This is a genomic window from Hydrobacter penzbergensis (genome assembly GCF_900106985.1).
GTDB lineage: Bacteria > Bacteroidota > Bacteroidia > Chitinophagales > Chitinophagaceae > Sediminibacterium > Sediminibacterium magnilacihabitans.
Map to the genome: position 1 here is coordinate 127,712 of NZ_FNNO01000008.1, position 25,738 is coordinate 153,449.

A 25,738-nucleotide genomic window follows, 5' to 3' on the forward strand; every position below is an offset into this window, starting at 1 on the left:
TTTCAGAGTTTTTTGATTAGCTCAATTCCTAATTTCACGTATTCATCGTTTTTAGCCGTAGTGGCTAATGCGATGCATTTTTCGGCACTTGCTTTGGCGCTGATCTTATCACCCATTTCTTTCTGGATTTTTGCTTTCAGGAGGAAGAGCCAGAAAGCCTGTGGATTGGCTTCGGTAGCTTTGGTGGCATACTTCAATGCTTGGGGCAGGTCTTTATCCCATTCATAATAAAAATTGGCTGCGGGCTGGTATACATTCGGGTTTACGGGATCGGCATTCAGGGCTTTGTCTATCTGTGCCCTCAGACGGTCTTTTGTATTGGTGCTGATGGGAATGCGTACGGTGGTATTGCCCCATACCAATCTCAAATCGCAGGTCTCGCGCTGGATATTGGCAAACTGCATGGTGAAAGTCTCCATGGGTGTACCAAACTTTTCTGCCTTAACGGTAAATCGTACCACATCTTCTGCTTCTTTATAACCATCGGTACCCCAATTGTTCACACCGGTGTTGATGATGATGTCCCAGAATTCTTTTCCTGGTATGGTGTATAATACATAAGTGCCGGTGTCGAGCATTTTTCCACCGATAGTCACTTTATCGGAGAAATGGATCCTGGTAGCGGCATTAGCGCCTGTGCGCCACAATTTGCCCAGGGGAGCCAGTTCACTGTTCGCTTGAAACAATGCGCGGCTTTTGATGTTGGGGCGTGAATAAGTGAGTTCAATGGTGCCCATGCCGAAAGCTTGTGTGATCTTTTGTTCCGGACTGGGCGCAGGCATTTTAATGGGCTGTGCAAATGCCTGTATGCTGCAAAAGCCAAGCATTGCCAGAAAAGTTTTTTTCATAACCGTTCTTGATTTTAGGAAACAAACCTAGTCATTTTTGCGATACTAGAATTCCAGGTTGAGACGGAATGTGCCGGGCTTTTTTACATTGCCTGCCAGCCAAACAGGACCATCCAGTAATGCCTGCTTTATTTTCCGTGTCATCACACGGCCAAATGAATCGAGGTTGCGATCGAAAGCACGGATAATAATGACATCTTTGATTTTACCTGTTTCGTCCAGCACCAGGTCGCTCACCACTTCGCCATGCGTGTCTGCACCCAGTTTGCCGGCGAAGTATTCGTTGAAATGGTTCCATCCTCCATCGGGACTTAAGTTGAGGCTGTCGACCGGCGCTGTAGAACGTTGCGTTGCATGACCGGCAGCTTCTTTTGGCGCTTGACGCGCAGCACCTACTATCACTACTTCAGAAAGTTCCGATTTTGAAGAGTCGACATCTTTGGTTGCTCGTCCGCGCAGCATCATAGGCTGTTGCTGACCGGCAGCAGCTGCTACTGCTTTGCCAGGCGCTGCCGCCAGCGGAACGAAAGCATGTTTCATGGCTTTGTCAGACTGGATATCGGCAAGTGCGGTTACTGGCGGTTCTGTTTTAGCAGAGGAAAGGGTTGTTGAAGCACTGGCATTAGCAACAGGAGGTTGAGCAACTGTGTTCTGGTTGTGGGTTGGCAATCTTTTTCTATCTGCGGGTGATGTTTGTGCCAACGCAGGCTCTACTGGTTGAGTGGTAGTATCAGTAGCTACAGGAGCGGCCGCAACTCCTTTTTTTGCAGTAACAGGAGCAACAGCTATTTCCTGCTTGACAGCAGAAGAATGCATGAGATACCATCCTGTACCACCAATACCCGCCAAAGCAATGATAACAGCAGCAGCACGCCACCAGCGTTTGGCAACGAAACCGCCTTTTATTACAGTTGCCTGCCTGTTTTTTTGTTGCAGCAATTGCTGTTGAATATTTTGTAAGTGTGTCCTGGCGATATGCATACTGGATCCCCGGTACCCTTCGATGGCATCGGCCAGCAAAGGATCTTGCAATGCAGCTTTTTCTATGGCATGCATTTCGGCGGGTGACAGGCTACCTTGCAGATACTGTTCAATATCTGTCAGTGTATACGATCTGTTATGTGGCGCCTGTTCATTCATGGCTGTCCATACAGTTTTTTAAGTTTCTCCTTCCATTCTGCACCAGGCTGCGCACTTTGTTCCAGTCATGCCCGGTGATGGCTACAATTTCATTGTAACATTTACCTTGCAGATAAAATAGTTGGATGCTGTTTTTCTGCTCCGGGTTTAAGGCTTTTATACAGTCTTCCAATTTTTGCAATTCTTTTTCTTTTTCCAGTATATCATCCAGATGCGAAAAATCTTCCGATTGCATAAACTCCTGCTGAAATGCAATTGGAGGTGCTTTTTTATACTTACGTAACTGCATCAGGCAATGGTTTTTGGTTACCACGTACAGCCAGCTTTTGAACCGGTCTACCGAATGTGTTTGCAGTTTGTTAACGAGCTCTTGGTAAATATCCATCACGGCGTCTTTGGCCGCATCAGGAGAAGAGAGGTATTTGAGCGCGGTTCCATATACCAGGTCGGTATAACGGAGATACAATGCGGCCAGCAGTTGCTGATCGCCGTTTGACTGGTACTGTTTCAACAGTGCTTCATCTGAACTGGCTGTTATATTCTCTATGTGCTTTACCGGAACCATGAAAGTGAAATGAAGATAATTTTTTTTCGCCTTCCTGTGTAATTCTTTCCGTGCCGGCATCTTTTCTGAAAAAACACTATGAAATACAAGATGCTATTGGGCTGCCTGCTGTTGGTGATGGCAACAGCCTTTGTTTCCTCATCGCGCGAGGTGAGCGGCAGGGTCGTGAACGAATCGGGTAAGCCGGTATCCAAAGCCAGGATATCGATCAAAGGAACGCAAACGGTGGCTGTTGCCGATAGCCTCGGCCGTTTCAATTTGTTGGTGAACAATGACCAGGCCGTATTGATCATTACAGCGGCTGGGTTTGAGACCCGGGAACAGCCTGTTGGAAAGCACACACAGGTAACCGTTCATTTGAAATCTGTGGTACAGGCGGTTACATTACCGGCAAAACTGAAAGAACCGGAACCGCTGCAGGATATGATAGTGATGGGTTCTTCATTGAGTAAGGCTGCGATCAATACGCATCAATACTACTCGACATTCAATGATAGGTTGAGGCTGGCAGGTAAAGCTGCTGCAGGTGTCTCTGTTCGACAAAACAACCTTCATCTGTTTCCTATAACCCGTGAACCATTCAACAGGGAAGGATATGATCACATTGAAGAAAATCCGTTTTTAAAGACGGGCGATAATCCCTTGTCTACTTTTTCTATCGATGTAGATGCAGCCTCTTACAGTAATGTACGCCGCATACTCAATAGCGGAGAACTGCCGGAGGAAGGTGCGGTACGCATTGAAGAGATGATCAATTATTTTCATTACCGTTACGATCAGCCGAAAGACAATACCCCGTTTTCTGTGCATACGGAAGCAGCGGTTTGTCCCTGGAATACCAGTCACCAGTTGGTATTGATCGGTTTGCAGGGAAAGCAGATGGAGGTATCGGAGCTGCCGCCTTCTAACCTTACCTTCCTCATTGATGTGAGCGGCAGCATGTTTTCGGAAGACAAGTTGCCCCTGGTAAAAGCTTCGCTTAAATTACTGGTAGATCAATTGCGGCCGGCAGATAGAGTAGCCATTGTGGTGTATGCCGGTAATGCCGGATTGGTATTGCCTTCAACTGATGGTGAACACAAAGCCGCCATACGGGATGCCATCGATCGTTTGGAAGCAGGCGGCTCTACGGCCGGAGGCGCCGGTATTCAACTGGCATATAAAGTGGCCCAAGAGAACTTCAACAAGAAAGGAAATAACAGGGTGATCCTTTGTACCGATGGTGATTTCAACGTAGGCGCTTCGAGTGATGATGCTTTAGAGAGATTGATTGAAGGAGAACGCAAAAGTGGCGTTTATTTAACAGTGCTCGGTTATGGTACCGACAATTACCAGGATGCCAAAATGCAGAAGCTGGCAGATAAAGGGAATGGCAATCACGCTTATATCGATGGAATAGCAGAGGCTAAAAAAGTACTCATACATGAGTTCGGCGGCACTTTGTATACCATTGCCAAAGACGTTAAACTGCAAGTGGAATTCAACCCTGCTAAAGTGCAGGCTTACAGGTTGATAGGATATGAAAACCGAATATTAACCAAAGAAGATTTCAATAACGATCAAAAGGATGCAGGTGATATGGGCAGCGGGCATACGGTTACCGCTTTGTATGAAATTGTTCCTCCTGGCGTTGCCTTTCCCGATAGTACCAGTGTAGACCCGTTGCGTTACCAGAAGGTCAAAGAACAGAAGCATGTACCTGCCGGGTACACCAGTGAATTGATGTTTGTTAAACTCCGTTACAAAGACCCTGGCCAGGAGACTAGTAAATTATTATCGATGCCGGTGCAATCACAAGTAATACCAATAGAGCAGGCTTCAGAAAATTTCCGCTTTGCCGCATCGGTTGCTTCGTTTGGTATGCTGCTTCGTCAATCAAAATACAAGGGTAGTGCCAATTATACTTTCGTGAAAGCACTTGCTGAAGGCGCAATAGGCAAAGATGCGGAAGGGTATAGAAAAGAAATGATCGGGTTGATTGATAAGGCAGCTGTGTTATCTGATAGCAAAGAGCTTGTTCATGCTGATTAACTATTTGTCGTCACCCGGAATGCCCAACGATCGTCATCCCGACCGCCCAACGATCGTCATCCCGACTGCTCAACGATCGTCATCCCGAGCGTAGCCGAGGGATCTGCCTGAATGTTCAGCAGGTCCTTCGACTCGCTTCGCTCGCTCAGGATGACGTTCTTCGCTTAGTCAGGATGACGATGTTGTTATTTAAAGGCCGGGTGAAACTGGTGCAAAGTGTCTCTTAAATAATCCCTGTCGAGATGGGTGTATATCTCTGTAGTGGTGATGCTTTCATGGCCCAGCATTTCCTGTACCGCACGGAGATCGGCACCTCCTTCTACCAGGTGTGTGGCGAAGGAATGACGAAACGTATGCGGCGATATGTTTTTGGTGATGCCCGCTTTCGCGGCCAGGTCTTTGATGATGTAAAAGATCATTACCCGGCTCAGCCCGGTGCCCCTTTTGTTCAGAAAAAGAATATCCTCGCAACCATTTTTGATCAGTTGGTGTGAACGGATGAGGTCTTTGTATTGTTTGATGTATTTGATCGCATCATCGCCAATGGGCACAAGGCGTTCTTTGTTGCCCTTGCCGGTTACGCGCACATAGCCAACATCGAGATAGAGGCAGGATATCTTCAGCCCGATCAATTCACTTACGCGCAGTCCGCAACTGTACATGGTTTCCAGTATAGCTTTGTTGCGCCCGCCGTCGGGCGTGCTTTGATCTACCTGTGCAATGAGTGTCTCAATTTCTGCAAAGCTCAATGTATCGGGCAGGGCCCTCTTGGTACGCGGAGCTTCCAGTAACAAGGAAGGGTCTTTTTGTGCCACCTGTTCTGCCAGGCAATATTTATAAAAACTCCGGATGCCGGAAATAATACGGGCCTGGGAAGTGGCCGTCATGCCCAGTTCATGGATCCATTTTACGAACTGCTGTAGTTCTTTCAGTTCAACCTCTCCTGGCGCTTTGAGCTGGCCGGTCGCCTGCAGGAATTGAGTCAGTTTCTCTACATCCCGCAGATAGGCTTCCACCGAGTGTTCGCTCAGCGATTTTTCCAGCCTCAGGTAGGCTTTGTATCCTTTTTTATAAGCTTCCCACATGATGGATTTGGAATTGCGGGAAAGGTACATGATATTGCGAGGACAAATTTCTTTTTTCCCAGATGCAAGTCAATTTACGTTCATTCAAGCAAAGAGTGCGTCACAACCAACGCTCATTCCGCAGGTTTTTAACCAAGATCGAAAAGAACCCGCCGCGCCATCTCGATAAAATAGCCGAAGCTATTGATGCGGAAGTATGGCAGGAAGTTGACTGCCTCAGTTGTGCCAATTGTTGCAAAACCATGAGTCCTACTTTCAATAATAAAGACATCAAACGCATTGCAGCCCATTTGGAAATGTCGACCGATGAATTCAAAGAAAAATGGCTATATTTTGACAAGGCCGATGGCGACTGGATGAATGTGAAGCAGCCTTGCCAGTTCCTGGACCTGCGCACCAATATGTGCAGCATTTATGAAGTGCGTCCGGATGACTGTGCCGGTTTCCCTCACCTGAAGAAGAAAAAAATGACCGATTACATTCATGTGCACAAACAGAATGTGGCTTACTGTCCGGCAACGTTCAAGATGGTAGAAAAAATGATGGCCAAATTATGATCCTATGCCGCATACCGAACAACATTTAAAAAGTTCTGCTTTCATCACCGATGTTGTCATCGGCATGAGCGATGGACTCACCGTACCTTTTGCACTGGCTGCGGGTTTGAGTGGAGCTGTAGCCAATAACGCCATAGTGATCACGGCGGGCATCGCTGAAATTGTAGCCGGTTGTATTGCGATGGGCTTGGGAGGATACCTGGCCGGCAGAACCGAACTGGAACATTACCAAAGTGAATTGAAGAGAGAATACGATGAAGTAGAAAGGGTGCCTGAAAAAGAGAAACAGGAAGTAAAAGAGATTTTTGAGGAATACGGGATCGGTGCACAGGGGCAACACCTGTTAGCCGAAGAAATGGCTAAAGACAAACACAAGTGGGTTGATTTCATGATGAAATTTGAGCTGGGACTGGAGAAGCCCGATCCCAACAGGGCGCGCAATTCTGCACTCACCATTGGCCTGGCGTATTGCGTGGGTGGCCTGTTGCCGCTGTCGGCTTATTTTTTTACCCATACGCCGCATGAGGGCTTGTTGGTTTCCGTGGTCATTACCACGATCAGTTTGTTTGTATTCGGTTATTTCAAAAGTAAGGTCACAGGCCAGGCACCCGTTGCCGGGGCGTTGAAAGTGACCATGATTGGGCTGGTGGCTGCTGCGGCTGCCTTTTTGATAGCCAGGCTTGTAGGGAACGTCTGAATAAGCAAAAATATTAAGTGTATACCTGACATTAGATTTTATTAATGTAGCACTTTAACGCGGCGGCTGACCTGTATTTTTGCAGGAAATTTGTATGCATGAATATCCTGCTGGTAGAAGATGAACTGAAAGTGGCTGATTTTATCAGAAAAGGACTCAAAGAACAATTATATGACGTAACCGTTGCCTATGATGGGTTAACGGGAGAGCGGCTTGCCTTGGAAAATGATTATGACGTGGTGGTGATGGATGTGATCCTGCCGCAGCGGAACGGACTGGAAGTGTGCAAAGAACTCCGTCGCCTCAAACCTGAACTCCCCGTATTACTGTTAACTGCATTGGGCACCATGCAGGATAAAATGGCAGGATTCGATTGCGGTGCAGACGATTACCTGGTTAAACCCTTTCATTTTGAAGAACTGATTGCCCGTCTGAGGGTGCTCACCCGCCGTAAGACCCTGATAGCTCCCGGTACCATTTACAGGGTAGCCGATCTGGAAGTAGACGGATATAAAAAAAAGGTGACCCGGAATAAAAAAGAGATCCAGTTAACCGCCAAGGAATTCGCGTTACTGGAAGTGCTGGTGATCCATAAGAACCGGGTATTGTCGCGAACAAAGATCGCTGAAATGGTCTGGGGCATTGATTTCAACAGGGGAACCAACCTCATTGATGTGTACATCAATTACCTGCGTAGTAAAATAGACAAGGGGTTTGAGCAGCAACTGATCCATACGGTTATTGGAATGGGCTATACCCTCAAAGAACCATAACACATCAATAAAAGGAGCCGTTATGAAGATCAAGGACAGGTTGTTGATGCAGTTCACTGTGTTATTCGCCATACTTTTATTGGGAGTGCTTACTGGTATCTATTTCATTACCGACAGCAACAGGAAAAGCGAATTCAGAAACCGGTTAACAGAACGTGCAACTGTTGTAGCACAGTTATTTCTGGCAGAAGACAATCTGCCGTCGGATAAGTTTAAGGATATCATCAAAAAATACCCTCAATCCATTCCGGGTGAAATAGTACGCATTTACGATAGCAGCGACCAGCCTGTTTTTTTAAGAGACAGCATTTCACACGAATGGAGCCGTGCAATCATTCATAAAGTACGTTCATCGGGAAGCATCCGTTATTTTGATCATAATCGTCAAGTGGTTGGGATATTGTACCAGGATAATTCCGGAGACTTCTGTGTATTGATTTCGGCGGTAGATCAATATGGTATCAAAGCCATGCAACAGTTGTTCCGTGTGATGTTGCTGTTCTTCCTGAGCTCCCTGTTGATTACCCTGATCATCGGGCACTTTTTTTCAAGAGTGGCACTTCAGCCGATTAAAAAGATGATCCGGGACATCAGGATCGTTCGCTCTACCAGTTTAGACCAGCGGTTGAATGAATCGGGCGGCAAAGACGAGATCAGCGAATTGATACGTTCTTTCAATGACATGCTGGAACACCTGGAACAATCTTTCGAGACCCAAAAACAATTTGTGAGCAATGCGTCGCATGAACTGCGAACGCCACTGACTTCCATCATTGGTTCATTGGAAGTGAGCCTGCGTGCCAAAAGAAGCGAAGATGACTATCGGAAAACACTGGAAACAGTACTGAATGAAACGGAACACTTGAATGAATTATTGAACAGCCTGCTGGAACTGGCCCAGGCAACCATTGTAGATGAAGACAGGCAGGATGTTCGCCTGGATGAACTGATGTGGCAGGTAAAAGATGAATATGCTGCTCATCATGAGGTAGAACTCATCTATCATTTATCCGCTGATCAACATTTGTACACATTTTCCTGCAACAGGCACCTGCTTTTTCTGGCCATTGGAAACATACTGAAGAATGCGATCAAGTTTTCAGACGGGAAAAAAGTAGACTGCATACTCACAGCCAACAACCATAAGACCTCCCTCATCATCCGCGATTACGGAATAGGTATCAATGAAAAGGATCGTGAGCATATCTTCAGGCCTTTTTTCAGGGCAGCCAATGCAAAAAAATACGAAGGAGTGGGCATTGGGTTATCGCTCAGTGAAAAAATATTCCGCTTGCACAATGTTTTATTGACCGTTCGGTCGCAACCTGGAAATGGAACCGATATGATCATGGAGTTCCCTCAACATTAAAGGATTCTAATGATATACTAATGCCCGGCTAATCTCGGGCTAAGACGCTCTTAATAAGCCGCTTCTAGTTTTGCGTCGCTATTGAATCTGAAATAGTTAACACGCAAAATAATCTATTATGAAATTGATGTTGAGCAGTATTTGTTTCCTGTTGGCGGGCTTATTGTCATTTGTGCCATTACATGCACAAGAACGGCTTTTAAAAGGGCGCGTACAAGACGGAACATCCCATTTACCTATAACAGGAGTTTATGTTTCCTGTAAAGAAAACCATGCCAATGTAATCACAGATTCATCGGGCCGGTTTACGCTGAAAATAACTAACCAGCTATGTACACTGGTGATCAAATCGATGGGATATGAAACCAGACAAATGACCGTTACCTCGTCGGACAATGATCTCGTGATTCCATTGGCCGCAGATGTACAGGAGATGCGAGAAGTGGTGGTAACAGGTTATACACAGCAGAGCAGGAACAAGACCACGGGCGCGGTGTCTACCATCAAAGCTGCTGCCATAGATAACAACCCGGTTGGTTCATTCGATGTGATGCTGCAAGGACGTGCACCGGGATTATATGTAGGAACGCCTACAGGGCAACCAGGTGAAGCCGGGCGTGTTACCATACGCGGACTGGGTTCCATTAACGGCGATACCAACCCGCTTTATATTGTAGATGGAGTTCCCATTGCTGCCGCTTCTTTCGCCGCATTGAATACAGACGATTTCGAGTCTATCAACGTATTGAAAGATGCGGCTTCTACTGCGCCTTATGGGTCGAGGGCGGCCAATGGTGTGGTCGTGATCACCACCCGGAAAGGGATGGCCCTGCCGGATGGTAAAGTACGCATCAACTATAAAACACAGATGGGTTTTTCTGCGGTCAACAGTTCCAAATGGGATATGATGAATACCTCACAGCGCTTGCAGTTTGAAGAGATACTACAGGATCCCAACATGCCGGGATGGGCTTATTCGGCGAATAACCCGAATAAGATCGTAAATGGGGTGAGCACGCCGAAAACAGCCGCTGATTATGCATTTGGCAAGCACTACCTCGATAGCCTGAAAACCATCAATACCGACTGGCGTAAATACTTACTTCGTAAAGCTTTTACACAATCGCATACATTGAACTTGTCGGGCGGTAATGATCGTACCCTGTTTTATATTGCCGTTTCTTACCTGAACCAGGAAGGTATTGCATTGAATTCCGGCCTGAAACGCTATAGTTTGAGGGCCAATATCCAGAACACAAGCGGCCGTTTGAAATCGAGTCTGTCTGTTGGATTGTCTACCGCTTCTGTGCGTTATATACAGGACGAAGGTGTGGCGCCACAAGGCGGTGCAGCGGTAGGAGGTGGTGGTATTACAGAAAAGAATCCCATCGCCTCACTGTATTATGCATTGCCATATCAGTCGCCCACTGATTCTGCCCGACCCGGTAATTTTGGTTCCAATGCCCTGGATGTGTATCGCAACAGCCTGCGTAAAGACAACCAGATCAAAGCGGTGGTTTCTCTGAATGAGGATTTTCGTTTGTCTTCAGACCTGCACCTGATCAGTACGGTGGGCATCGATTACCAGCAGTCCAATTTTACCAACTATCTCAATCCCGATTCCTATTATGGCGCGCAGGAACCGAATGGTAACCGTGGATCTTACCAGCGCAGCCTCGCAACCAGGTTGGGTTTGATTGTAAACGGAGGTCTCCGCTACAACAAAAAATGGGGCGACCACGAACTGGAAGCCAACCTGTTGGCTGAAATGAACCGGATCAAAGGAGAAGGCTTTGGCTTTACTGGTTACGGATTGAACAGCCTGCTGCTCAATACACCTGCCGGTGTATCGCAGGGTACGGCTGATAATAATTTTATTCCTGCTATAAGCGGACAAACCACACCCGATAACCTGTTGTTGTCGCAGATAGCCATTGCCCGTTATTCTTATTCCAATAAATACACATTGTCGGCAAGCCTCAGAAGAGATGGTTCTTCGCAGGTGCCTGCTTTGAACCGGTATAAATATTTCTATGCTGTAGGCGGCAGTTGGAATGTGCTTTCTGAATCCTTTGCCGAACGATTGAGAACTCATTTTTCTTACTTGCGGCTGAGGGCCAGTTATGGTCTTACCGGCAATGCTGGTGGCTTTGCCAGCGATTACGGATACAGGGAGCTTTATGCGCCGGCCAACTATGCAGGGCAAAGCGCTTACGAGTTGCAAACCCCAGGTAACCCGGCTTATAACTGGGAGATGAACCGTATTGCAGACGTGGCCGTTGAAGCTGGATTCTTCAAGAATAGGCTGCGCACAGAACTTGATTTTTATAACCGTATTACTGATGGCCTGTTTGTGAACAGGAACCTTTCCCTCACAACCGGTTTTGCTACCATTTCATCCAATGAGGGAAAGATCAGGAACAGGGGTGTGGAACTGATGATAGAAGGAGACATTATCAAACAAAAGGATTGGAAAGTGACTGCCGGCTTGAACCTGGCTTATAACCAGAACCTGGTGTTAACACTGGGTAATGAGAGCAAGATATTTGCCGATGAAGCATCGATGAGTTTGCCCGGTTATACACTGGGAACTTTTTATGCTGTTCGCTGGCAAGGTGTTGATCCTGCAACAGGAGCCCCGATTTATTTAACAAAAGATGGAAAGACCACCAACACATATAATTCAGGTGATGCAGTACCCATGGCAGGTAAAGTATATGACCCTCCTTACAAAGGCGGCTTTACCCTGAATGTTACCTATAAACAATTTGAATTTTCGTTGCTGATGAGTTTCATCAAAGGCATGTATAGGCTGAATTATCCCAACTTGTATGCGCACTCGGGCGATGCCAACTACAGGCAGTATAATCAATCGGCCGATATGCTGAATATCTGGCAGAAACCTGGCGATCATGCTGCTTATGCAGGAGCACAGTATCCTACTTTCTTTACTTCCAGGGATATCATGAGCGCCGATTACATCAAGCTCAGGAACTTGTCCATTGCTTACCATGTTCCTTTGGGTGCGAACCTGTCGAAATACATACACGGACTGAAGGTCTTTGCATACGGACAGAACCTGTTCTCATTCATGAAATGGCGTGGATTTGATCCGGAAGATGCCAATGACATTGCGCAATATGAATATCCTATGCCCAGAATGATCACAGGTGGTATCAACATTTCATTTTAAATCAAAAGCATCATGTACACAATGAACAACATTATAATAAAGAAATGGTTTGTATTTTCTTTCCTGATCATACTGGTATCCGGTATGCAGTCATGCACAAAGCAACTGGAAAAAACACCTGTTGACCAGGTAGACGGCCAGTCCGTTTTCTCATCTGTACAAACACTGGAACAGGGCGTACTGGGTGTGTATGCCGACTGGCAGGAAGAGTATATCATGCAATTGGGGAGTGTGCCCACAGATGAATGCCGCATTGGGTTGAAGAATGCGGGTGTGAACAGCAGTGCACAGTCATTGTTCAGGTGGACTTTTTCTCTTGGCGACAAAGAGATTGCCAGCCCCTGGGCCACTGCTTACCAGATCATAGGAAGGGCCAACAGTATACTGGGGCATATTGGTACAGTACCGGTAAAGAATGTAAGTGAGGAAACAAAGAGAAACCAGCTGAAGGGGGAACTGCTGGCCATCCGGGCTTTTCAGCATTTCGATTTGTACAGGGCCTATGCTTATGCGCCGGTGTACACGCCTGATGCAGCGGCTGTTCCTTATATTACACGTACGGATCTTGATTCCAAACCTTCCCGTCCGGCTACCGCTGATTTTTTCAAGTTATTGAAACAGGATATATCCGATGCAGAAACCCTGCTTGCTCAACAGACAAGCAGCACCAATATCAGGATGGGCCTGAATGCACTGCAATCGCTGGAAGCGCGGGTAGCGCTGTATGCGGGCGACTGGCAAGGAGCCATTGATAAATCCTCCCTGCTGATCAATAAAATTCCATTGGCAACACCGAATGTTTTTCCTGCCATATGGCAGGACCAAAGCGATGCGGAAGTGATCTTTAAACTGAAGCGTACCAATCGCAGTGCTTTTCGTCCGGGGGATGTATGGAAAAATGTTGCTACAGGTATTGTATATTTTGCACCGGCGCTCAAACTGATGCGGTTGTATGACAGCGCCAATGATGTGCGTTACAGCAGTTACTTTGCTACAGATTCCTCTCTGATAGCAGGCGGGCAATTGCCAAATACCATCAACAAATATGCGGGACAGCCGGGTGCTCTCAACCTGGCAGACGTAAAAGTATTTCGTACAGCGGAAATGTACCTGATACGTGCAGAGGCTTATGCACGTATGGGCAGACTGGCAGATGGTACCAATGATCTGAATACGCTACGTGCCGCAAGGATACAAGGTTATACCAGCCAGTCTTTCGCCAGTAATACGGATCTTATCAGGGCCATTCTTACAGAACGATACAAAGAACTGGCATTTGAAGGGCACCGGTTATTTGATCTGAGGCGTACCAACAGCAATATAGAACGCCTGGCAGATGATTTACCGGCCGGTATTACCAAGAATCTGTTGCAACCTTCCGAATCAGTATATCACACGCCCATTCCGCAGGCAGAATTGCTGGTGAACAGTAATATCCTTCCTAATAATCCCGGATGGTAGTACCGGTTGTTCAATAAGCGCAAGATAGGGGGTAGTACGCTGATCCCCATTGACAGAAGTCAATGGGGATTTTTTTGTGATAAAAACATTTACGTTTTTCGACCTAATCTTTTATGATATTCTCCCGGCTTCGCTTTTAATGGCGTTTATTTTTGAAGAGAACTAAAACCCCATTTTAATCACTTCAAAACGATTGTTTATGCCATCTCTTTACTCAAATCTGGGGCGGCGTGCTATTATTACAGTTACCGGTTACCGGTACCAGGATCAAAACAGATGTGCATGATCTATTACCGGGCGTATACTTTGTTAACCAGGTGGCGCATGGCAGGATAAGAAGCGCACAGAAGATGATTGTTATACCATAAATTACCGTTGATGTTGGTTCTGGCAGGTCGTTCATCATGAGCGGCCTGCTTTTTTATTGCGCTGTATGATCTCTTTATAAATAGTAGTATATTTCATCCTTAACTGTATAAATGCATACGATATGATAAAGCTACCGATTGCGATCAAGCGCTGTTTTATGGGTTGTCTTGCTGTTGTTTTGTTTATGCAGGCCGATGGCCAAAACAGCATGGAAAACTTGTATAAGTTATCCGATGCCAAAAGCAGAAGCATCAGCCCGGAGAATTTTACAGGAGCAAAAGGTATGGGCGGAATGGCCACCACCGGTACCGGCGCTTCTGCAGCCAGGGAGCTCGGACAAACCTGGAAGCTGAGTCCCTCTGTAGTGATCAAATCACACACCACATTCACACTGGCCGATATTGACTCAAGCGGCTGTATCAATCATATCTGGATGACGCCGACCGGCAACTGGCGCAATAGCATCATCCGTTTTTATTGGGACGGAGAAAGTATACCCAGCGTGGAAAGCCCGGTGGGTGACTTTTTTTGTATGGGATGGGGACAATATGCGCCGCTCAGTTCCCTGGCCGTTTGCGTGAATCCGGGCAGTGCGTTCAACTGTTACTGGCCCATGCCGTTCAGACATCGTTGCAAGATCACGATGGAGAATATCGATGATAAGGATATGACCCTTTATTATTCCATCAATTATGAACTAAAAGAGATTGCCCGCGATGCAGCGTATTTTCACGCACAGTATAAGCGTATCAACCCCAATCCTTATAAGAAAGATTATGTGTTGCTGGATAGTGTAACGGGTAAGGGGCAATACGTGGGAACCTATATGGCCATTGGTGTGCATGCCAACGGCTGGTGGGGTGAGGGAGAGATCAAGTTCTTTATGGATGGCGACAGCCAGTTCCCGACAATATGCGGAACCGGAACGGAAGATTATTTCTGCGGAAGCTATGATTTCGATACCCGGACTAAAAATGCAGCAGGGGTTACGGAAAGCAATTATACAGCGTTCAATACACCGTATGCCGGGCTGGTGCAGGTAATACGTCCCGATGGGCATTATAACTCGCAGCAAAGATTCGGCTTGTACCGCTGGCATATCACCGACCCCATCCGGTTTGAAAAGAACCTGAAAGTAACCATACAGGATTTGGGCTGGCACAATGATAACAGCGGCCGGTATTTGCCACTACAAGATGATATAGCCAGCGTTGTATTCTGGTATCAAACAGAACCGCATGGCAGGTTTTCTAAACTTCCAGGCAAGGATGAACTGGAGGTAAACTAACTTATTATTTGGATTGTATCCCGGATTACCATATATTCATAGGAATCATATGATCGAAGAGTCATTTTGATTGAAAGAAATGCTTCAGGTTTGCTTGCCAGGTTCAAATTAAATAATTGTTTATGTATGAAGCAAGTGAATTATTTGGATCTTATACGCCGAATGCTGGTACATGGGATGAAATGCGTGGCTGGGATTCAATACGGGAACCCTATAAAGCGGTTTACAGGCAATTGCAGAAGTTTGGCGCAGACTTACTTTTGCAAAAAGCACAATTGGCAGGTGAACTTTTCATGAACCAGGGCATTACATTTACTGTGTACAGCGACAATGAAGGCATTGAACGTATTTTTCCTTTCGACATCATTCCACGCATCATCACCGGAGAAGAATGGCAAATAATTGAAAAAGGGATCGCACAACGGCTGAAAGCGCTTAACCTTTTTCTGAAAGACATTTACAGCAAACACCAAATCCTCAACGATAAAATTGTTCCTCCGGAATTGATTGCTTCCTGTCCGCATTTTACACGGGAGGTATTCGGTATCAAAGTGCCTTATGATATATATGTGCATATTTCGGGAATCGACTTGATTAGAGGCGACGACGGAAAGTTCTACATACTGGAAGACAACCTGCGTACACCATCCGGCGTAAGTTACATGTTGGAAAACAGGGAGGTAACCAAACGCATTTTTCCCAACATACTGGCATCGAGTCATGTCCGTGGTGTAAGCAATTATCCGCCGATGCTGCATGAAATATTATTGCAATTAGCTCCTGCACAAATTTCAAACCCTACTGTGGTACTGCTGACGCCGGGTATTTACAATTCGGCCTATTTTGAACACACTTTTCTTGCCCGGTCGATGGGCATTAAACTGGTAGAAGGGCGGGATCTGATTGTGGATAATCATAAGGTATTCATGAAGACAACCAGGGGGCTGCAACAGGTTCATGTCATATACCGCAGGGTAGATGATGAATTTCTTGACCCGCTGGTATTCAAAAAAGACAGCATGTTGGGTGTGGCCGGGCTGCTGGATGCTTACCGGAAAGGGAGTGTGTCTATTGTAAACGCCGTAGGAAATGGTGTTGCAGACGATAAAGCCGTGTATGCTTATGTACCCGCGATGATCAGGTATTACCTGAATGAAGAACCTGTTTTGCAAAATGTGCCTACCTATCATTTGCAAAATGCCGATGAGCGCAACCATATATTCGACAATATTCATAAAATGGTTATCAAGAGTACGAACCAGTCGGGCGGCTATGGTATGATCATGGGGAATAAAATAGCAGATGAGGAATGGCGGGATGCCCGGAAGGTCATTGAAGAACATCCCCGGAATTATATTGCACAACCGATTATCCAACTTTCCACGGTGCCTTGTTTCGTGGATGGGAAATTGGCTCCCCGCCATGTAGACCTGCGGCCTTATGCTTTATATGGCCCGAAAGGTGTTCAAATTGTACCGGGAGGATTGACGCGTGTTGCTTTGAAAGAGGGCTCTCTTGTGGTGAATTCTTCGCAGGGCGGCGGCAGCAAAGATACCTGGGTAGTGGATATGCCTTCTGTTTTTTAAAATTGTTTAATTATCGATAATGCTAAGTAGGATAGCGGATTCATTATTTTGGTTGAACAGGTACATGGAGCGTGCGCAGGGTGTATTGCGCGTAAGTTATGTTCGATATATTTTATCGCTCGATAAGAACATCCATCATAACCTCACATGGCGGCCGGTGCTGGAGATATTTGCTCATCTTGACGAAGATGAAATTTTGCACCTCGAAAATGATGCGGCACTTGCATTGCCAAAGCTGATTACACAAACAGAAAACGCTAACTCTGTAAAAAACATGGTGCTACATGCCCGGGAAAATGCCCGTGGCGTACAGGATTACATCACCAAGGAAGTTTGGGAAGATGTGAACGGGCTGTATCATATGGTAAACCAGCCTGACCTGCCAGAACGCCTGGCAGAGTTGAATGCATTGCAGACATTGGAAATGTTGTCGGGCAAGTGTGTTGCTTATGCAGGAATAACCGATATTACCATGCCGCGCGGACAGGGCTGGAATTTTATGAACCTGGGGAAATACATAGAGCGCAGCCTGGAAACCATTGCACTTACCGAGAAGGAATATGAGCATATTGGTTATAATCTTGCGCAGGAGAGAGATGTGATGCAATGGAGAAGCCTGTTGCTGTCTTTATCGGGCTATGAATTGCATTTGAAGAATTACAGAAAAGGAAACATCAATCTGAATGTTTTACATCAGGTGATTTTCAATGTAGATTTTCCGCGCTCTATTTTATATTCGTTCAAGCGGATTCGCCGTTATTTGAATGATATTGTCAAGGATAATCCTTCAGATGAAACCATGCTGCTGGTAAATAGTTTTTGCAGGTTACACAGCCGGATACGGTATATGGACCCGGAGGACATAGAAAAGGTAGACCTGAAAACATTCCTGATGGAATTGCGGATAGAGCTTTTAAAATTCAGTACCCAATTCGGGCAACTGTTTTTTTCGTATCATTGAATGCCCGCGACTTGTAACAAAAGATATAACAGTTTGTAATTTTCATATTTAAAATCAAATGCCGGTTTTTCAGATCCATCATATAACGAAATACGAATACGACAGGCCAGTAAAAGAAAGCATCAACGAGATTAAGATATATCCATATCCTTGTAATGAACAGGAAGTGCTGGTGCATGAAATCGTCATCACCGATTCACCCGAGGTGAACACTTATTACGATTATTGGGGAAACAAAGCCGGTGTGTTCAACAACCTGGCTGCGCATCAGTCATTGGTGATAGAAAGTAAACTGGTTGTTCGAACAACTGCTTCGTCGCAGTTGAAAATAAATTTCCATTCAGGGTTTGATCAATTGAAAACTGAAGTTAACGAGGATATTTACCTGGTGGAGCTTTCTACTGTTAAACAGATCGAACACCAACAAGCGATTCAGGATATTGCAGCCGGTTTATTGCAACATCCGCAACAGACCGTTGCAGCTATTGCAGAGAAGTGCTGTGAATACATTTTCAAAAACTTCAAATATATCAAAGGGATTACGACCATTGAAACCACTGTTGACGAAATATTAGGCCACCGGTCGGGTGTATGCCAGGATTTTGCCCACCTGATGTTGCAGATCCTGCGCACACTGCAGATCCCATGCCGGTATGTAAGTGGTTATATCTGTCCGAATAAAAATGGCATGCGCGGTGAAGGGGCTACACATGCCTGGGTAGAAGTATATGTACCGCAGTTTGGATGGGCAGGCATAGATCCCACCAACAATGTTTGGGTAACCAACCAGCACGTGAAACTGTCTGTAGGACGGGATTTTAATGATTGCACGCCGGTGAAAGGTGTGTTCACGGGTATTTCCAAACAACATTTAACCGCATTTGTTTCCATTGGGTATGAAGATGGAACCGTGTTTGAAGAATTGAATGATGTTAGCACTCCCCGTACGCCTAATGAAGAAAAAGCTTTGTACGATACGGATTATGGCACCCAGGGTGTACAGCAACAGCAATGACAGGTTCCGCTATTTCTTTACTTCATAGCATAGTTCCACCATTCCGTTTTTGTAGGCTGTAACTTCTTTCAGGTGCAATGCGTGTTCTTGTTCTATGTGGTTAAAAAACGGTGTTCCGTAGCCTAAAATTATAGGCAGAATGGATAATCTTATTACATCTGCCAATTGTAGGCGAATAAAATCTTTCGCAAGCATGGGTCCACCCACGAGCCAAACGTTTTTGTAGTTTGGTTTTAAGTGCTCATTCACCAATTCGTTAAGATCGCCTGAGAAGGTTTCAATATTTGTCCTTTCTATTGGCAGGTTTCTATGTGTTACTACAATTGTTGGTGTATCTCCGTAAGCCCATCCATAAGATTTGGAAAGTTCCAGGGCGTGTTCATAAGTTCTGGAACCCATTACGTAACAATCTATTGTTTTCAGGAATTCGGTTGGGTCTTGTCCGGTAACCCCTTTTTCGTAATAATCAGATGTTTCAAACCACGAAACGCTGTTGTCTTTTTTGGCAACCATCCCATCAAGACTTGCGACCATATGTATCGTTAATGCAAATGTGCCCGTTGTCATGTTCATAATGGGTTTCATAAAAGTAACCGTTATTTCCTGGTTTCTTAAACACCTTGGTACGCCCGGGATGATACTGTCAACACTTGCTCCGGGGGTTATGAGAGGTATAAAAGTTGATAATTAATACTAGGTTAAAGTATTATTTTGTACTATTCTAGTAACAAAATAGTATATTTACAAACAATTATTCAATTAAATGGAATACCAATTAGTAATAGACGTAATGAATCTGGTTCATCAATTTGAACTGGAAAATCATAAAGAAGGTGATTATAGTAACGATGTAGCGGGATTTAAAAAATGGGTTTGCAGCACTACTATAGAACCTGGAATTATAGCGGAGCCCAAATGGGAGGGTAAAGAAAACGGCAGGAGTTCAGATAGTGTTATCAACACTTTTATCGTGCACATGAATAGGTATGCTAAGTATTATTCTAAATCTGCCATCAATGGCTCTGCATTCTCTACGCAGGAAGATTTTATTTACCTCATTAACCTGAAAGCTTTCGGTGCCATGTCCAAAATAGAACTTATTAAGAAAAACGTGCACGATAAGTCAGCAGGCATTCAGATCATCAATCGTTTGATACAAAACGGGTGGGCAGAGCAAACGCATTCTGAGGTAGATAAACGTAGTAAAGTAATCCAGATTACCCCGGCAGGTATTAATGTTTTGGAAAAGCAAATGGAGAAGATACGTAAAGCTTCACAGGTGGTTACCGGTAACCTTACCCATGCGGAAAAAATGGATCTGATACGGTTGCTTTCCAAATTGGACGATTTCCATCACTCCATTTATTGCATGAATGTGGGAATACCTGAATTATTAGAGCTGGCGCATAGCCGGCTAAGTCAGTTGCCAGGATAATTTTAAGCGGATTATGAAACGTATAATACCAAAGAAAAAAATAGCCGTCATCGGTTCTGGTTTTTCGGGAATGTCAGCCGCGGCATATGCAGCTAATGCGGGCAACGATGTACATGTTTTCGAAAAGCACCATCAACCAGGTGGCAGGGCCAGGCAGTTTGTTACGGAGAATGGATTTGTTTTCGATATGGGGCCGAGTTGGTACTGGATGCCCGATATCATAGAGGGTTTCTTTACAGATTTCGGTTACCAATCTTCAGACTTCTATAAGCTCGTGCCATTGAACCCTCAGTTTGAAATGGTTTTCGCTGATGGGAATATTGAAGTGCCCGAAAAATATGAAGCGTTAAGGAATTTGTTTGAGCAGTTAGAATACGGTTCCGGCAACAAATTGGACCAGTTCATGCGATCGGCAAAATTCAAGTACGAGGTAAGTATGAAAGAATTTGTAAATAAACCTTGTCACAATTGGCGGGAATTTTTATCGCCTAAAATAGCAGGTAGTGCATTGAAACTAGATTTGCTGAGCAACTTTCGCACTTATGTAGCCCAATATTTTGCAAACCCTAAATTGAGGTCTTTAATGGAGTTCCCGGTCATTTTTTTGGGTGCATCCCCTAAAAATATCCCTGCTTTATACAGCTTCATGAACTATGGGGGCTATGCTTTAGGTACCTGGTATCCAATGGGGGGATATTACCAGTTGGCTTTGGCCATGCAAAATATTGCTGAGAAACAAGGAGCGGCATTTCATTTCAATCAAAATGTTGAAAAGATAAACGTAGAGGACGGAAAAATTAAGTCATTGCAGGTTAATGGTATCAACCACGAATTTGATGTTGTGATTGCGTCTTCCGATTATCATCATACGGAAACACTTTTGCCTGAAAGGCTTAGAAATTATGATGAAAAATATTGGAGAAACAAAGTTTTTGCTCCTTCCAGCCTTATTTATTATCTGGGGTTTGGAGAAAATATCCCTAACCTAAAACATCATACGCTGTTTTTTGAAAACGACCTGGATGAACACATCCAGTGCATATACGAAAAGAAAAAATGGCCTGAAAACCCACTGTTTTATTGCTGCTGCCCATCAAAAACAGACACCACCGTAGCGCCTGAATACGGTGAAAATCTTTTTTTGCTGATGCCACTGGCTATAGGAATCAATGACGATGAAACAACAAGAGAGAAATATTTGAGGGAAATGCTTTCAAGAATAGAAAAACATACAGGTGTAACAGACCTGCTTTCTAAAATTGAATATAAAAGAAGTTATTGCGTGCGTGATTTTATTTCGGATTACAATGCTTATGGCGGTAACGCTTACGGGCTTGCTAATGTTTTAAGTCAGACAGCGGTATTGAAACCGAAAATCCGCAATAAGAAAATCAGCAACTTGTTTTATACCGGCCAGTTAACCGTGCCCGGACCCGGAGTGCCTCCATCCATCATCTCCGGAAAAATTGTTGCAAACGAAGTGAATAGTTTAAATATCGAAAAATATGAAAAAACTGTTTGATGAATTGTCTTACGAAGTGAGCAAAAGAGCTACTAAAAAGTACAGTACCAGTTTTTCATTTGGTATACTGGCGCTGAAACCTTCTATCCGTCCGGCCATTTATGCCATTTACGGATATGTAAGGTTGGCAGATGAAATAGTGGATAGCTTTCACGGTTATGACAAAGAAAAATTGTTGAATAGATTGAAAATTGAGACCAATATTGCTCTGGAAGAAAAGATTTCGCTAAACCCCATTTTGCAATCCTTTCAGGAAACCGTTCACAAATATCAAATAGACAGAACGCTGATTGACCGCTTTTTGCACAGTATGGAAATGGATCTGCAAAAAATGGATTATAATTCTGATCTGTACAATGAGTATATCTACGGCTCTGCAGAAGTAGTTGGTTTGATGTGTTTGCAGGTATTTACAGAGGGGAATAAGGAGAAATATGAAGAACTAAAATCATATGCAATGAAGCTGGGTTCGGCATTTCAGAAGGTTAACTTTTTAAGGGATTTGAAAGATGATTATCAAATTTTGGGGCGCACTTATTTTCCGAACATAAACATCTGTGTATTTGATAACGCTGTAAAATGTCAGATTGAAAAAGAAATAGAAACAGAATTTACAGAGGCTTTAAACGGCATTAAAAAGCTTCCCAATTCATCGATGTTTGGCGTTTACCTGGCTTATAAATATTACCTCTCTTTGTTTGAAAAAATTAAAAATACAAGTTCGCAGGAAATTCTGAAAAACAGAATCCGCATCCCAAATTCTCAAAAAGCATTTGTAGCCCTGAAAAGTTATTTGCGCTATAAAGCGGCTTTTTTATGATGAGCTTTTGGAGCATATTGATATGGAATGCAATACTTCACATGAATGTGCCGGCAGGCGGTATTGACCTGGATTATGTAAGGAGCAATTATAACAAGGCCGTTGCAAATAAAAACTTGTGTGCACGAATGATTGAAGATTTGAAACCGGTTAAAAGTGAACCGCTGTATTTAGCTTATTTAGGAGGTTTGCAGGCAATTTGGGCGAATCATGTGGTTAATCCCATTGCCAAACTCAATACATTCAGAGAAGGCCGGAAGAATATTGAAAAAGCGGTCTTAAAGGAGCCGAATAATGTAGAAGTTAGATTTATCAGGTTTTCTATCAAAAAAAATGCACCTTTTTTTCTGGGTTACTATTCAAACATCAAGTCAGACAAAGATTTTCTTAAAATGCACCGGAATGAAATTACATCTAGAACTGTACTGAAAAATATAGATGAAGCTTTAAAAGATTTTTAACCAAACAGGTTCGTCAAAATGAACTTCTTAATCGTTTTATCGGTTTTTGTTTCAATGGAAGGGGCTACCTGGCTCATTCATAAATATGTAATGCATGGCTTTCTGTGGTTCTTGCACAAAGACCATCATGACCATAGCAACAAGGGGTCTCTTGAAAGAAATGATTTCTTTTTTGTGATTTTCGCAACTCCTGCCATTGCGTTGCTATATGCCGGAGCGAAGCATGATTTTAGTTATTTGTTTTTCATTGGATTGGGCATCACATTGTACGGAATGGCGTACTTTTTTGTACATGATATTTTTATCCACCAAAGAGCAAAGATTTTGAGCAATACGCAGAATCCTTATCTGTTGGCAATCAGGCGGGCTCATAAGCAACATCACAAACATTTAGGTAAAGAAAACGGCGAATGCTTTGGGTTTTTGTGGGCACATTTTAAATATTTCAAAAAATATACCCCTGAAAAAAGATGATGCAATCTTACACATATCTACTGGTTAATTTCTTTACTATCATTATTTGCCTTATTGCATCTTTTGATAAAAGAATTCAGTTCTATAAATATTTTGGCGATTTTTTATTGTCAAGCACCATTGTTGCTGTTCTTTATATTTTATGGGATGTTTGGTTCACCAAAATGGGCGTCTGGTGGTTTGATAGAAATTATACTTTGGGTATAGTAATTGCCGGGCTACCGCTAGAAGAATGGTTGTTCTTTTGGTGCATCCCATTTGCTTGCGTATTCACCTATTTCTGCCTGGAAAAATTCTTTGATCTCGGCTGGGCGAACTCATTAAACAACTTAATTGTATTTACAAGTTCTGTTGTACTGGTGGTTATCGCCTTTTTGCATTATCAGAAAACATACACATTGATTACGGCGCTGGTAACGCTGTGTGTGCTTATTTTTCTGCATTTTATAGCTAAAAAAGAATGGATAGGGCAGGCGTCGTTTGTTTTTTTTGTTTTACTGCTGGGATTTATTCCTGTGAATGGCGTATTAACGGGCACCTGTATTGAATCACCTGTCGTTAATTACAATCCGGGTGATTTTTTAGGAATTAAAATTTTGACCATTCCGATTGAAGATGTTGTTTATGGTTACAGCCAGTTTCTACTGAATATTTACTTTTTTAAACTTTTTCAAAAGCAAAATTACCAATACGCTAATTAAACAGCTGAAGTATTCAAAATATTCAATGTGTAAAGTAATGAAAAGAGATAATGTAGTATTAGTAAATCGCCAGGACCATGCTATTGGCGAAATGGACAAAATGGAAGCTCATTTAAAGGGAGCGCTTCATAGGGCTTTTTCAATTCTTATATTTAATAGCAAGGGTGAAATGCTTTTACAAAAAAGAGGCAAGCAGAAATACCACGGAGCGGGCCTATGGACCAATACCTGTTGCTCGCACCCCCAATTGGGTGAAAATGTGAAACAAAGTGCCAGAGAACGATTAATGTTTGAAATGGGGCTTAGCTGTGAACTGGATTTTTTGTTTTCTTTCGTTTACAGGTCAAAGGTTGAAAATAACTTGATTGAACATGAGTTTGACCATGTCTTTATTGGTTATTCAGATTTACAGCCCAAACCTAATATTATGGAGGTAGAGGATTTTAAATGGATTTCCAGGAAAGATTTGAGGACTGAAATTGAAAAACATCCTGAACAGTTTACTTGTTGGTTCAGAGAGATTGTTGCAAAAATATGGGATAATATTTCTGCGGTTTATTCTCTCTGATGTTTCGTAAATCCTTCCATCACTGTTTGCATGATTTTTATTTTTGCAGATCTCGGAAGAATTCTCAATGAATACACCAATACTTTTGAAAGCAACCCTGGAATAACATTTCTTTGTTTTCCCAGTGCTGATAAAATGGGTGCCCCGATTTCGGATGGTTTTAATGCTTTATTCATTTTCATATCAGCCCGTTGACCGAAACCGCTTTCGACGGGTCCTGGAGCCGCTGCCAGCACATCACAACATTGAAAGGTTTTAGTTCTACTGATAATGCCTCGGCAAATGATTGTATGTAGGCTTTAGTAGCGGCATAATTGGCCGCATAGGGTACTCCCTGAAACGCCACCAAAGAACTCAAAAAAATAATTCCACCTCGTTGTTGTTGTTTAAACTTTTGGCTAAAATAATGAGTCAGTGAAAGCACTGTTTCGCAATTTAAACGAAGCATATTTATTTCTGAATGAAGCGAAGCGTCGACAAACAATCCTGAAGTGCCAACACCTGCATTGTTGATAAGCAGGCCAACACCAAGGTTTTGCGCAGCCTGGATAATTTTTTCAACACCTGATGGCTCTGATATATCTGCGTCGACAATTTTTATTTGAATGTTATTTTTAAACTTCAAATTATATTGGACTGACTTTAATTTTTCTAAATGCCTTGAGTTGAGGATGAGATTGAAATCTGCATTTGCTAATTGCGTTGCTAACTCCAGGCCAATTCCCGATGTGGCGCCTGTAACAATGGCCCAATCTCCGTATTTGGTTTTCAATCTCTTTTTTTCCTTAGCTGATAGTTGCATGATGTTTTTATTTTGGC

Annotated in this window: 26 protein-coding genes; 19 read left to right on the forward strand and 7 right to left on the reverse strand. The window is 43.8% G+C overall.

Going from position 1 to position 25,738, the window contains the following annotated elements; translation table 11 throughout:
- Window positions 1-2: 2 nt before the first annotated feature.
- From BLU98_RS10275 to BLU98_RS10285, 3 genes are read right to left on the reverse strand one after another with little or no spacing between them, the layout of a single operon-like run.
- Window positions 3-848: a DUF2911 domain-containing protein gene (locus tag BLU98_RS10275; protein WP_092723947.1), complete on the reverse strand. Its 846-nt coding sequence runs from the start codon at window positions 846-848 to the stop codon at window positions 3-5.
- 45 nt (window positions 849-893) lie between these two features.
- Window positions 894-1,988, reverse strand: a complete 1,095-nt coding sequence (locus BLU98_RS10280) for a hypothetical protein (protein ID WP_092723948.1) — start codon at window positions 1,986-1,988, stop codon at window positions 894-896.
- Window positions 1,981-2,613, reverse strand: a complete 633-nt coding sequence (locus BLU98_RS10285) for an RNA polymerase sigma factor (protein WP_257574880.1) — start codon at window positions 2,611-2,613, stop codon at window positions 1,981-1,983. The genes BLU98_RS10280 and BLU98_RS10285 overlap by 8 nt, the downstream gene beginning before the upstream one ends.
- Before the next feature lie 18 nt (window positions 2,614-2,631).
- Here BLU98_RS10285 and BLU98_RS10290 point away from each other — a divergent pair, with 18 nt between their 5' ends.
- Window positions 2,632-4,584, forward strand: a complete 1,953-nt coding sequence (locus tag BLU98_RS10290; protein WP_092723949.1) for a YfbK domain-containing protein — start codon at window positions 2,632-2,634, stop codon at window positions 4,582-4,584.
- A gap of 185 nt (window positions 4,585-4,769) precedes the next feature.
- On the opposite strand, the gene xerD is transcribed toward BLU98_RS10290, so the two are convergent.
- Window positions 4,770-5,699: a site-specific tyrosine recombinase XerD gene (xerD, locus tag BLU98_RS10295; RefSeq protein ID WP_257574881.1), complete on the reverse strand. Its 930-nt coding sequence runs from the start codon at window positions 5,697-5,699 to the stop codon at window positions 4,770-4,772.
- A gap of 32 nt (window positions 5,700-5,731) precedes the next feature.
- Here xerD and BLU98_RS10300 point away from each other — a divergent pair, with 32 nt between their 5' ends.
- The 11 genes from BLU98_RS10300 to BLU98_RS10345 all read left to right on the forward strand — a co-directional run bounded on the left by BLU98_RS10300 (window position 5,732) and on the right by BLU98_RS10345 (window position 18,938).
- Window positions 5,732-6,226, forward strand: a complete 495-nt coding sequence (locus tag BLU98_RS10300; RefSeq protein ID WP_092723950.1) for a YkgJ family cysteine cluster protein — start codon at window positions 5,732-5,734, stop codon at window positions 6,224-6,226.
- Between the two features lie 4 nt (window positions 6,227-6,230).
- Complete coding sequence (locus BLU98_RS10305) at window positions 6,231-6,923, forward strand: VIT1/CCC1 transporter family protein (RefSeq protein ID WP_092723951.1); 693 nt, start codon at window positions 6,231-6,233, stop codon at window positions 6,921-6,923.
- A gap of 98 nt (window positions 6,924-7,021) precedes the next feature.
- On the forward strand, window positions 7,022-7,696 hold the full coding sequence (locus tag BLU98_RS10310) for a response regulator (protein ID WP_092723952.1): 675 nt from the start codon (window positions 7,022-7,024) through the stop codon (window positions 7,694-7,696).
- Window positions 7,697-7,718: 22 nt separating this feature from the next.
- A complete protein-coding gene (locus tag BLU98_RS10315; protein WP_092723953.1) occupies window positions 7,719-9,065 on the forward strand; it encodes a sensor histidine kinase in 1,347 nt (448 codons plus the stop codon).
- 118 nt (window positions 9,066-9,183) lie between these two features.
- Window positions 9,184-12,258, forward strand: a complete 3,075-nt coding sequence (locus BLU98_RS10320) for a SusC/RagA family TonB-linked outer membrane protein (RefSeq protein WP_092723954.1) — start codon at window positions 9,184-9,186, stop codon at window positions 12,256-12,258.
- A 12-nt stretch (window positions 12,259-12,270) separates the two neighbouring features.
- Entirely contained in the window at window positions 12,271-13,719 is a 1,449-nt protein-coding gene (locus tag BLU98_RS10325; protein ID WP_092723955.1) for a RagB/SusD family nutrient uptake outer membrane protein, read from the forward strand.
- Between the two features lie 230 nt (window positions 13,720-13,949).
- Window positions 13,950-14,087, forward strand: coding sequence for a hypothetical protein (locus BLU98_RS17820; protein ID WP_257574882.1), 138 nt, complete (start codon window positions 13,950-13,952; stop codon window positions 14,085-14,087).
- 122 nt (window positions 14,088-14,209) lie between these two features.
- Window positions 14,210-15,376 carry a glycoside hydrolase family 172 protein gene (locus BLU98_RS10330; protein ID WP_257574883.1) on the forward strand — a complete coding sequence of 389 codons (1,167 nt, stop codon included), beginning with the start codon at window positions 14,210-14,212 and terminating at the stop codon, window positions 15,374-15,376.
- Between the two features lie 122 nt (window positions 15,377-15,498).
- Entirely contained in the window at window positions 15,499-16,962 is a 1,464-nt protein-coding gene (locus tag BLU98_RS10335; RefSeq protein WP_092723957.1) for a circularly permuted type 2 ATP-grasp protein, read from the forward strand.
- Between the two features lie 19 nt (window positions 16,963-16,981).
- Window positions 16,982-17,923, forward strand: coding sequence for an alpha-E domain-containing protein (locus BLU98_RS10340; protein ID WP_092723958.1), 942 nt, complete (start codon window positions 16,982-16,984; stop codon window positions 17,921-17,923).
- Window positions 17,924-17,981: 58 nt separating this feature from the next.
- Window positions 17,982-18,938 (forward strand): transglutaminase family protein, encoded by a 957-nt coding sequence (locus BLU98_RS10345; protein WP_092723959.1) that lies wholly within the window; start codon window positions 17,982-17,984, stop codon window positions 18,936-18,938.
- A 9-nt stretch (window positions 18,939-18,947) separates the two neighbouring features.
- On the opposite strand, the gene BLU98_RS10350 is transcribed toward BLU98_RS10345, so the two are convergent.
- A complete protein-coding gene (locus BLU98_RS10350) occupies window positions 18,948-19,523 on the reverse strand; it encodes a dihydrofolate reductase family protein (RefSeq protein WP_257574884.1) in 576 nt (191 codons plus the stop codon).
- A gap of 178 nt (window positions 19,524-19,701) precedes the next feature.
- Between BLU98_RS10350 and BLU98_RS10355 the strand changes: the two genes are divergently transcribed.
- The 7 genes from BLU98_RS10355 to idi are packed head-to-tail and all read left to right on the forward strand — an operon-like array spanning window position 19,702 to window position 24,919.
- Window positions 19,702-20,373, forward strand: coding sequence for a MarR family winged helix-turn-helix transcriptional regulator (locus tag BLU98_RS10355; protein WP_092723960.1), 672 nt, complete (start codon window positions 19,702-19,704; stop codon window positions 20,371-20,373).
- Window positions 20,374-20,386: 13 nt separating this feature from the next.
- Window positions 20,387-21,895, forward strand: coding sequence for a bifunctional phytoene desaturase/3,4-desaturase (gene crtID, locus BLU98_RS10360; protein ID WP_092723961.1), 1,509 nt, complete (start codon window positions 20,387-20,389; stop codon window positions 21,893-21,895).
- Window positions 21,879-22,715, forward strand: coding sequence for a phytoene/squalene synthase family protein (locus BLU98_RS10365; protein WP_092723962.1), 837 nt, complete (start codon window positions 21,879-21,881; stop codon window positions 22,713-22,715). The genes crtID and BLU98_RS10365 overlap by 17 nt, the downstream gene beginning before the upstream one ends.
- Complete coding sequence (locus BLU98_RS10370) at window positions 22,712-23,176, forward strand: hypothetical protein (RefSeq protein WP_257574885.1); 465 nt, start codon at window positions 22,712-22,714, stop codon at window positions 23,174-23,176. The genes BLU98_RS10365 and BLU98_RS10370 overlap by 4 nt, the downstream gene beginning before the upstream one ends.
- Window positions 23,177-23,230: 54 nt before the next feature.
- Entirely contained in the window at window positions 23,231-23,650 is a 420-nt protein-coding gene (locus BLU98_RS10375) for a sterol desaturase family protein (protein WP_371937854.1), read from the forward strand.
- Window positions 23,647-24,351 (forward strand): lycopene cyclase domain-containing protein, encoded by a 705-nt coding sequence (locus BLU98_RS10380; protein WP_257574886.1) that lies wholly within the window; start codon window positions 23,647-23,649, stop codon window positions 24,349-24,351. The genes BLU98_RS10375 and BLU98_RS10380 overlap by 4 nt, the downstream gene beginning before the upstream one ends.
- Before the next feature lie 37 nt (window positions 24,352-24,388).
- A complete protein-coding gene (idi, locus tag BLU98_RS10385; RefSeq protein WP_092724008.1) occupies window positions 24,389-24,919 on the forward strand; it encodes an isopentenyl-diphosphate Delta-isomerase in 531 nt (176 codons plus the stop codon).
- Here the strand turns inward: idi and BLU98_RS17825 are convergent.
- Together BLU98_RS17825 and BLU98_RS10390 are read right to left on the reverse strand one after the other, a co-directional pair.
- The gene (locus BLU98_RS17825) at window positions 24,907-25,101 is read right to left on the reverse strand and encodes a hypothetical protein (protein ID WP_257574887.1); all 195 of its coding nucleotides are present in this window, start codon (window positions 25,099-25,101) and stop codon (window positions 24,907-24,909) included. The two genes, idi and BLU98_RS17825, sit on opposite strands and share 13 nt — an antisense overlap.
- A complete protein-coding gene (locus BLU98_RS10390; RefSeq protein WP_257574888.1) occupies window positions 25,098-25,721 on the reverse strand; it encodes an SDR family NAD(P)-dependent oxidoreductase in 624 nt (207 codons plus the stop codon). The genes BLU98_RS17825 and BLU98_RS10390 overlap by 4 nt, the downstream gene beginning before the upstream one ends.
- Window positions 25,722-25,738: the final 17 nt, after the last annotated feature.

Coding starts and splice junctions, on each gene's coding strand:
- BLU98_RS10340 (WP_092723958.1), top strand. CDS start 16,982: ATGCTAAGTAGGATAGCGGATTCATTATTTTGGTTGAACAGGTACATG.
- BLU98_RS10355 (WP_092723960.1), top strand. CDS start 19,702: ATGGAATACCAATTAGTAATAGACGTAATGAATCTGGTTCATCAATTT.
- BLU98_RS10345 (WP_092723959.1), top strand. CDS start 17,982: ATGCCGGTTTTTCAGATCCATCATATAACGAAATACGAATACGACAGG.
- BLU98_RS10310 (WP_092723952.1), top strand. CDS start 7,022: ATGAATATCCTGCTGGTAGAAGATGAACTGAAAGTGGCTGATTTTATC.
- BLU98_RS10375 (WP_371937854.1), top strand. CDS start 23,231: ATGGAAGGGGCTACCTGGCTCATTCATAAATATGTAATGCATGGCTTT.
- BLU98_RS10320 (WP_092723954.1), top strand. CDS start 9,184: ATGAAATTGATGTTGAGCAGTATTTGTTTCCTGTTGGCGGGCTTATTG.
- BLU98_RS10290 (WP_092723949.1), top strand. CDS start 2,632: ATGAAATACAAGATGCTATTGGGCTGCCTGCTGTTGGTGATGGCAACA.
- BLU98_RS10390 (WP_257574888.1), bottom strand. CDS start 25,721: ATGCAACTATCAGCTAAGGAAAAAAAGAGATTGAAAACCAAATACGGA.
- BLU98_RS10280 (WP_092723948.1), bottom strand. CDS start 1,988: ATGAATGAACAGGCGCCACATAACAGATCGTATACACTGACAGATATT.
- BLU98_RS10335 (WP_092723957.1), top strand. CDS start 15,499: ATGTATGAAGCAAGTGAATTATTTGGATCTTATACGCCGAATGCTGGT.
- BLU98_RS10330 (WP_257574883.1), top strand. CDS start 14,210: ATGATAAAGCTACCGATTGCGATCAAGCGCTGTTTTATGGGTTGTCTT.
- BLU98_RS10325 (WP_092723955.1), top strand. CDS start 12,271: ATGTACACAATGAACAACATTATAATAAAGAAATGGTTTGTATTTTCT.
- BLU98_RS10275 (WP_092723947.1), bottom strand. CDS start 848: ATGAAAAAAACTTTTCTGGCAATGCTTGGCTTTTGCAGCATACAGGCA.
- BLU98_RS10370 (WP_257574885.1), top strand. CDS start 22,712: ATGATGAGCTTTTGGAGCATATTGATATGGAATGCAATACTTCACATG.
- BLU98_RS10365 (WP_092723962.1), top strand. CDS start 21,879: ATGAAAAAACTGTTTGATGAATTGTCTTACGAAGTGAGCAAAAGAGCT.
- BLU98_RS10380 (WP_257574886.1), top strand. CDS start 23,647: ATGATGCAATCTTACACATATCTACTGGTTAATTTCTTTACTATCATT.
- crtID (WP_092723961.1), top strand. CDS start 20,387: ATGAAACGTATAATACCAAAGAAAAAAATAGCCGTCATCGGTTCTGGT.
- BLU98_RS10285 (WP_257574880.1), bottom strand. CDS start 2,613: ATGCCGGCACGGAAAGAATTACACAGGAAGGCGAAAAAAAATTATCTT.
- xerD (WP_257574881.1), bottom strand. CDS start 5,699: ATGTACCTTTCCCGCAATTCCAAATCCATCATGTGGGAAGCTTATAAA.
- BLU98_RS10300 (WP_092723950.1), top strand. CDS start 5,732: ATGCAAGTCAATTTACGTTCATTCAAGCAAAGAGTGCGTCACAACCAA.
- BLU98_RS17825 (WP_257574887.1), bottom strand. CDS start 25,101: ATGAAAATGAATAAAGCATTAAAACCATCCGAAATCGGGGCACCCATT.
- BLU98_RS10350 (WP_257574884.1), bottom strand. CDS start 19,523: ATGAAACCCATTATGAACATGACAACGGGCACATTTGCATTAACGATA.
- BLU98_RS10315 (WP_092723953.1), top strand. CDS start 7,719: ATGAAGATCAAGGACAGGTTGTTGATGCAGTTCACTGTGTTATTCGCC.
- idi (WP_092724008.1), top strand. CDS start 24,389: ATGAAAAGAGATAATGTAGTATTAGTAAATCGCCAGGACCATGCTATT.
- BLU98_RS10305 (WP_092723951.1), top strand. CDS start 6,231: ATGCCGCATACCGAACAACATTTAAAAAGTTCTGCTTTCATCACCGAT.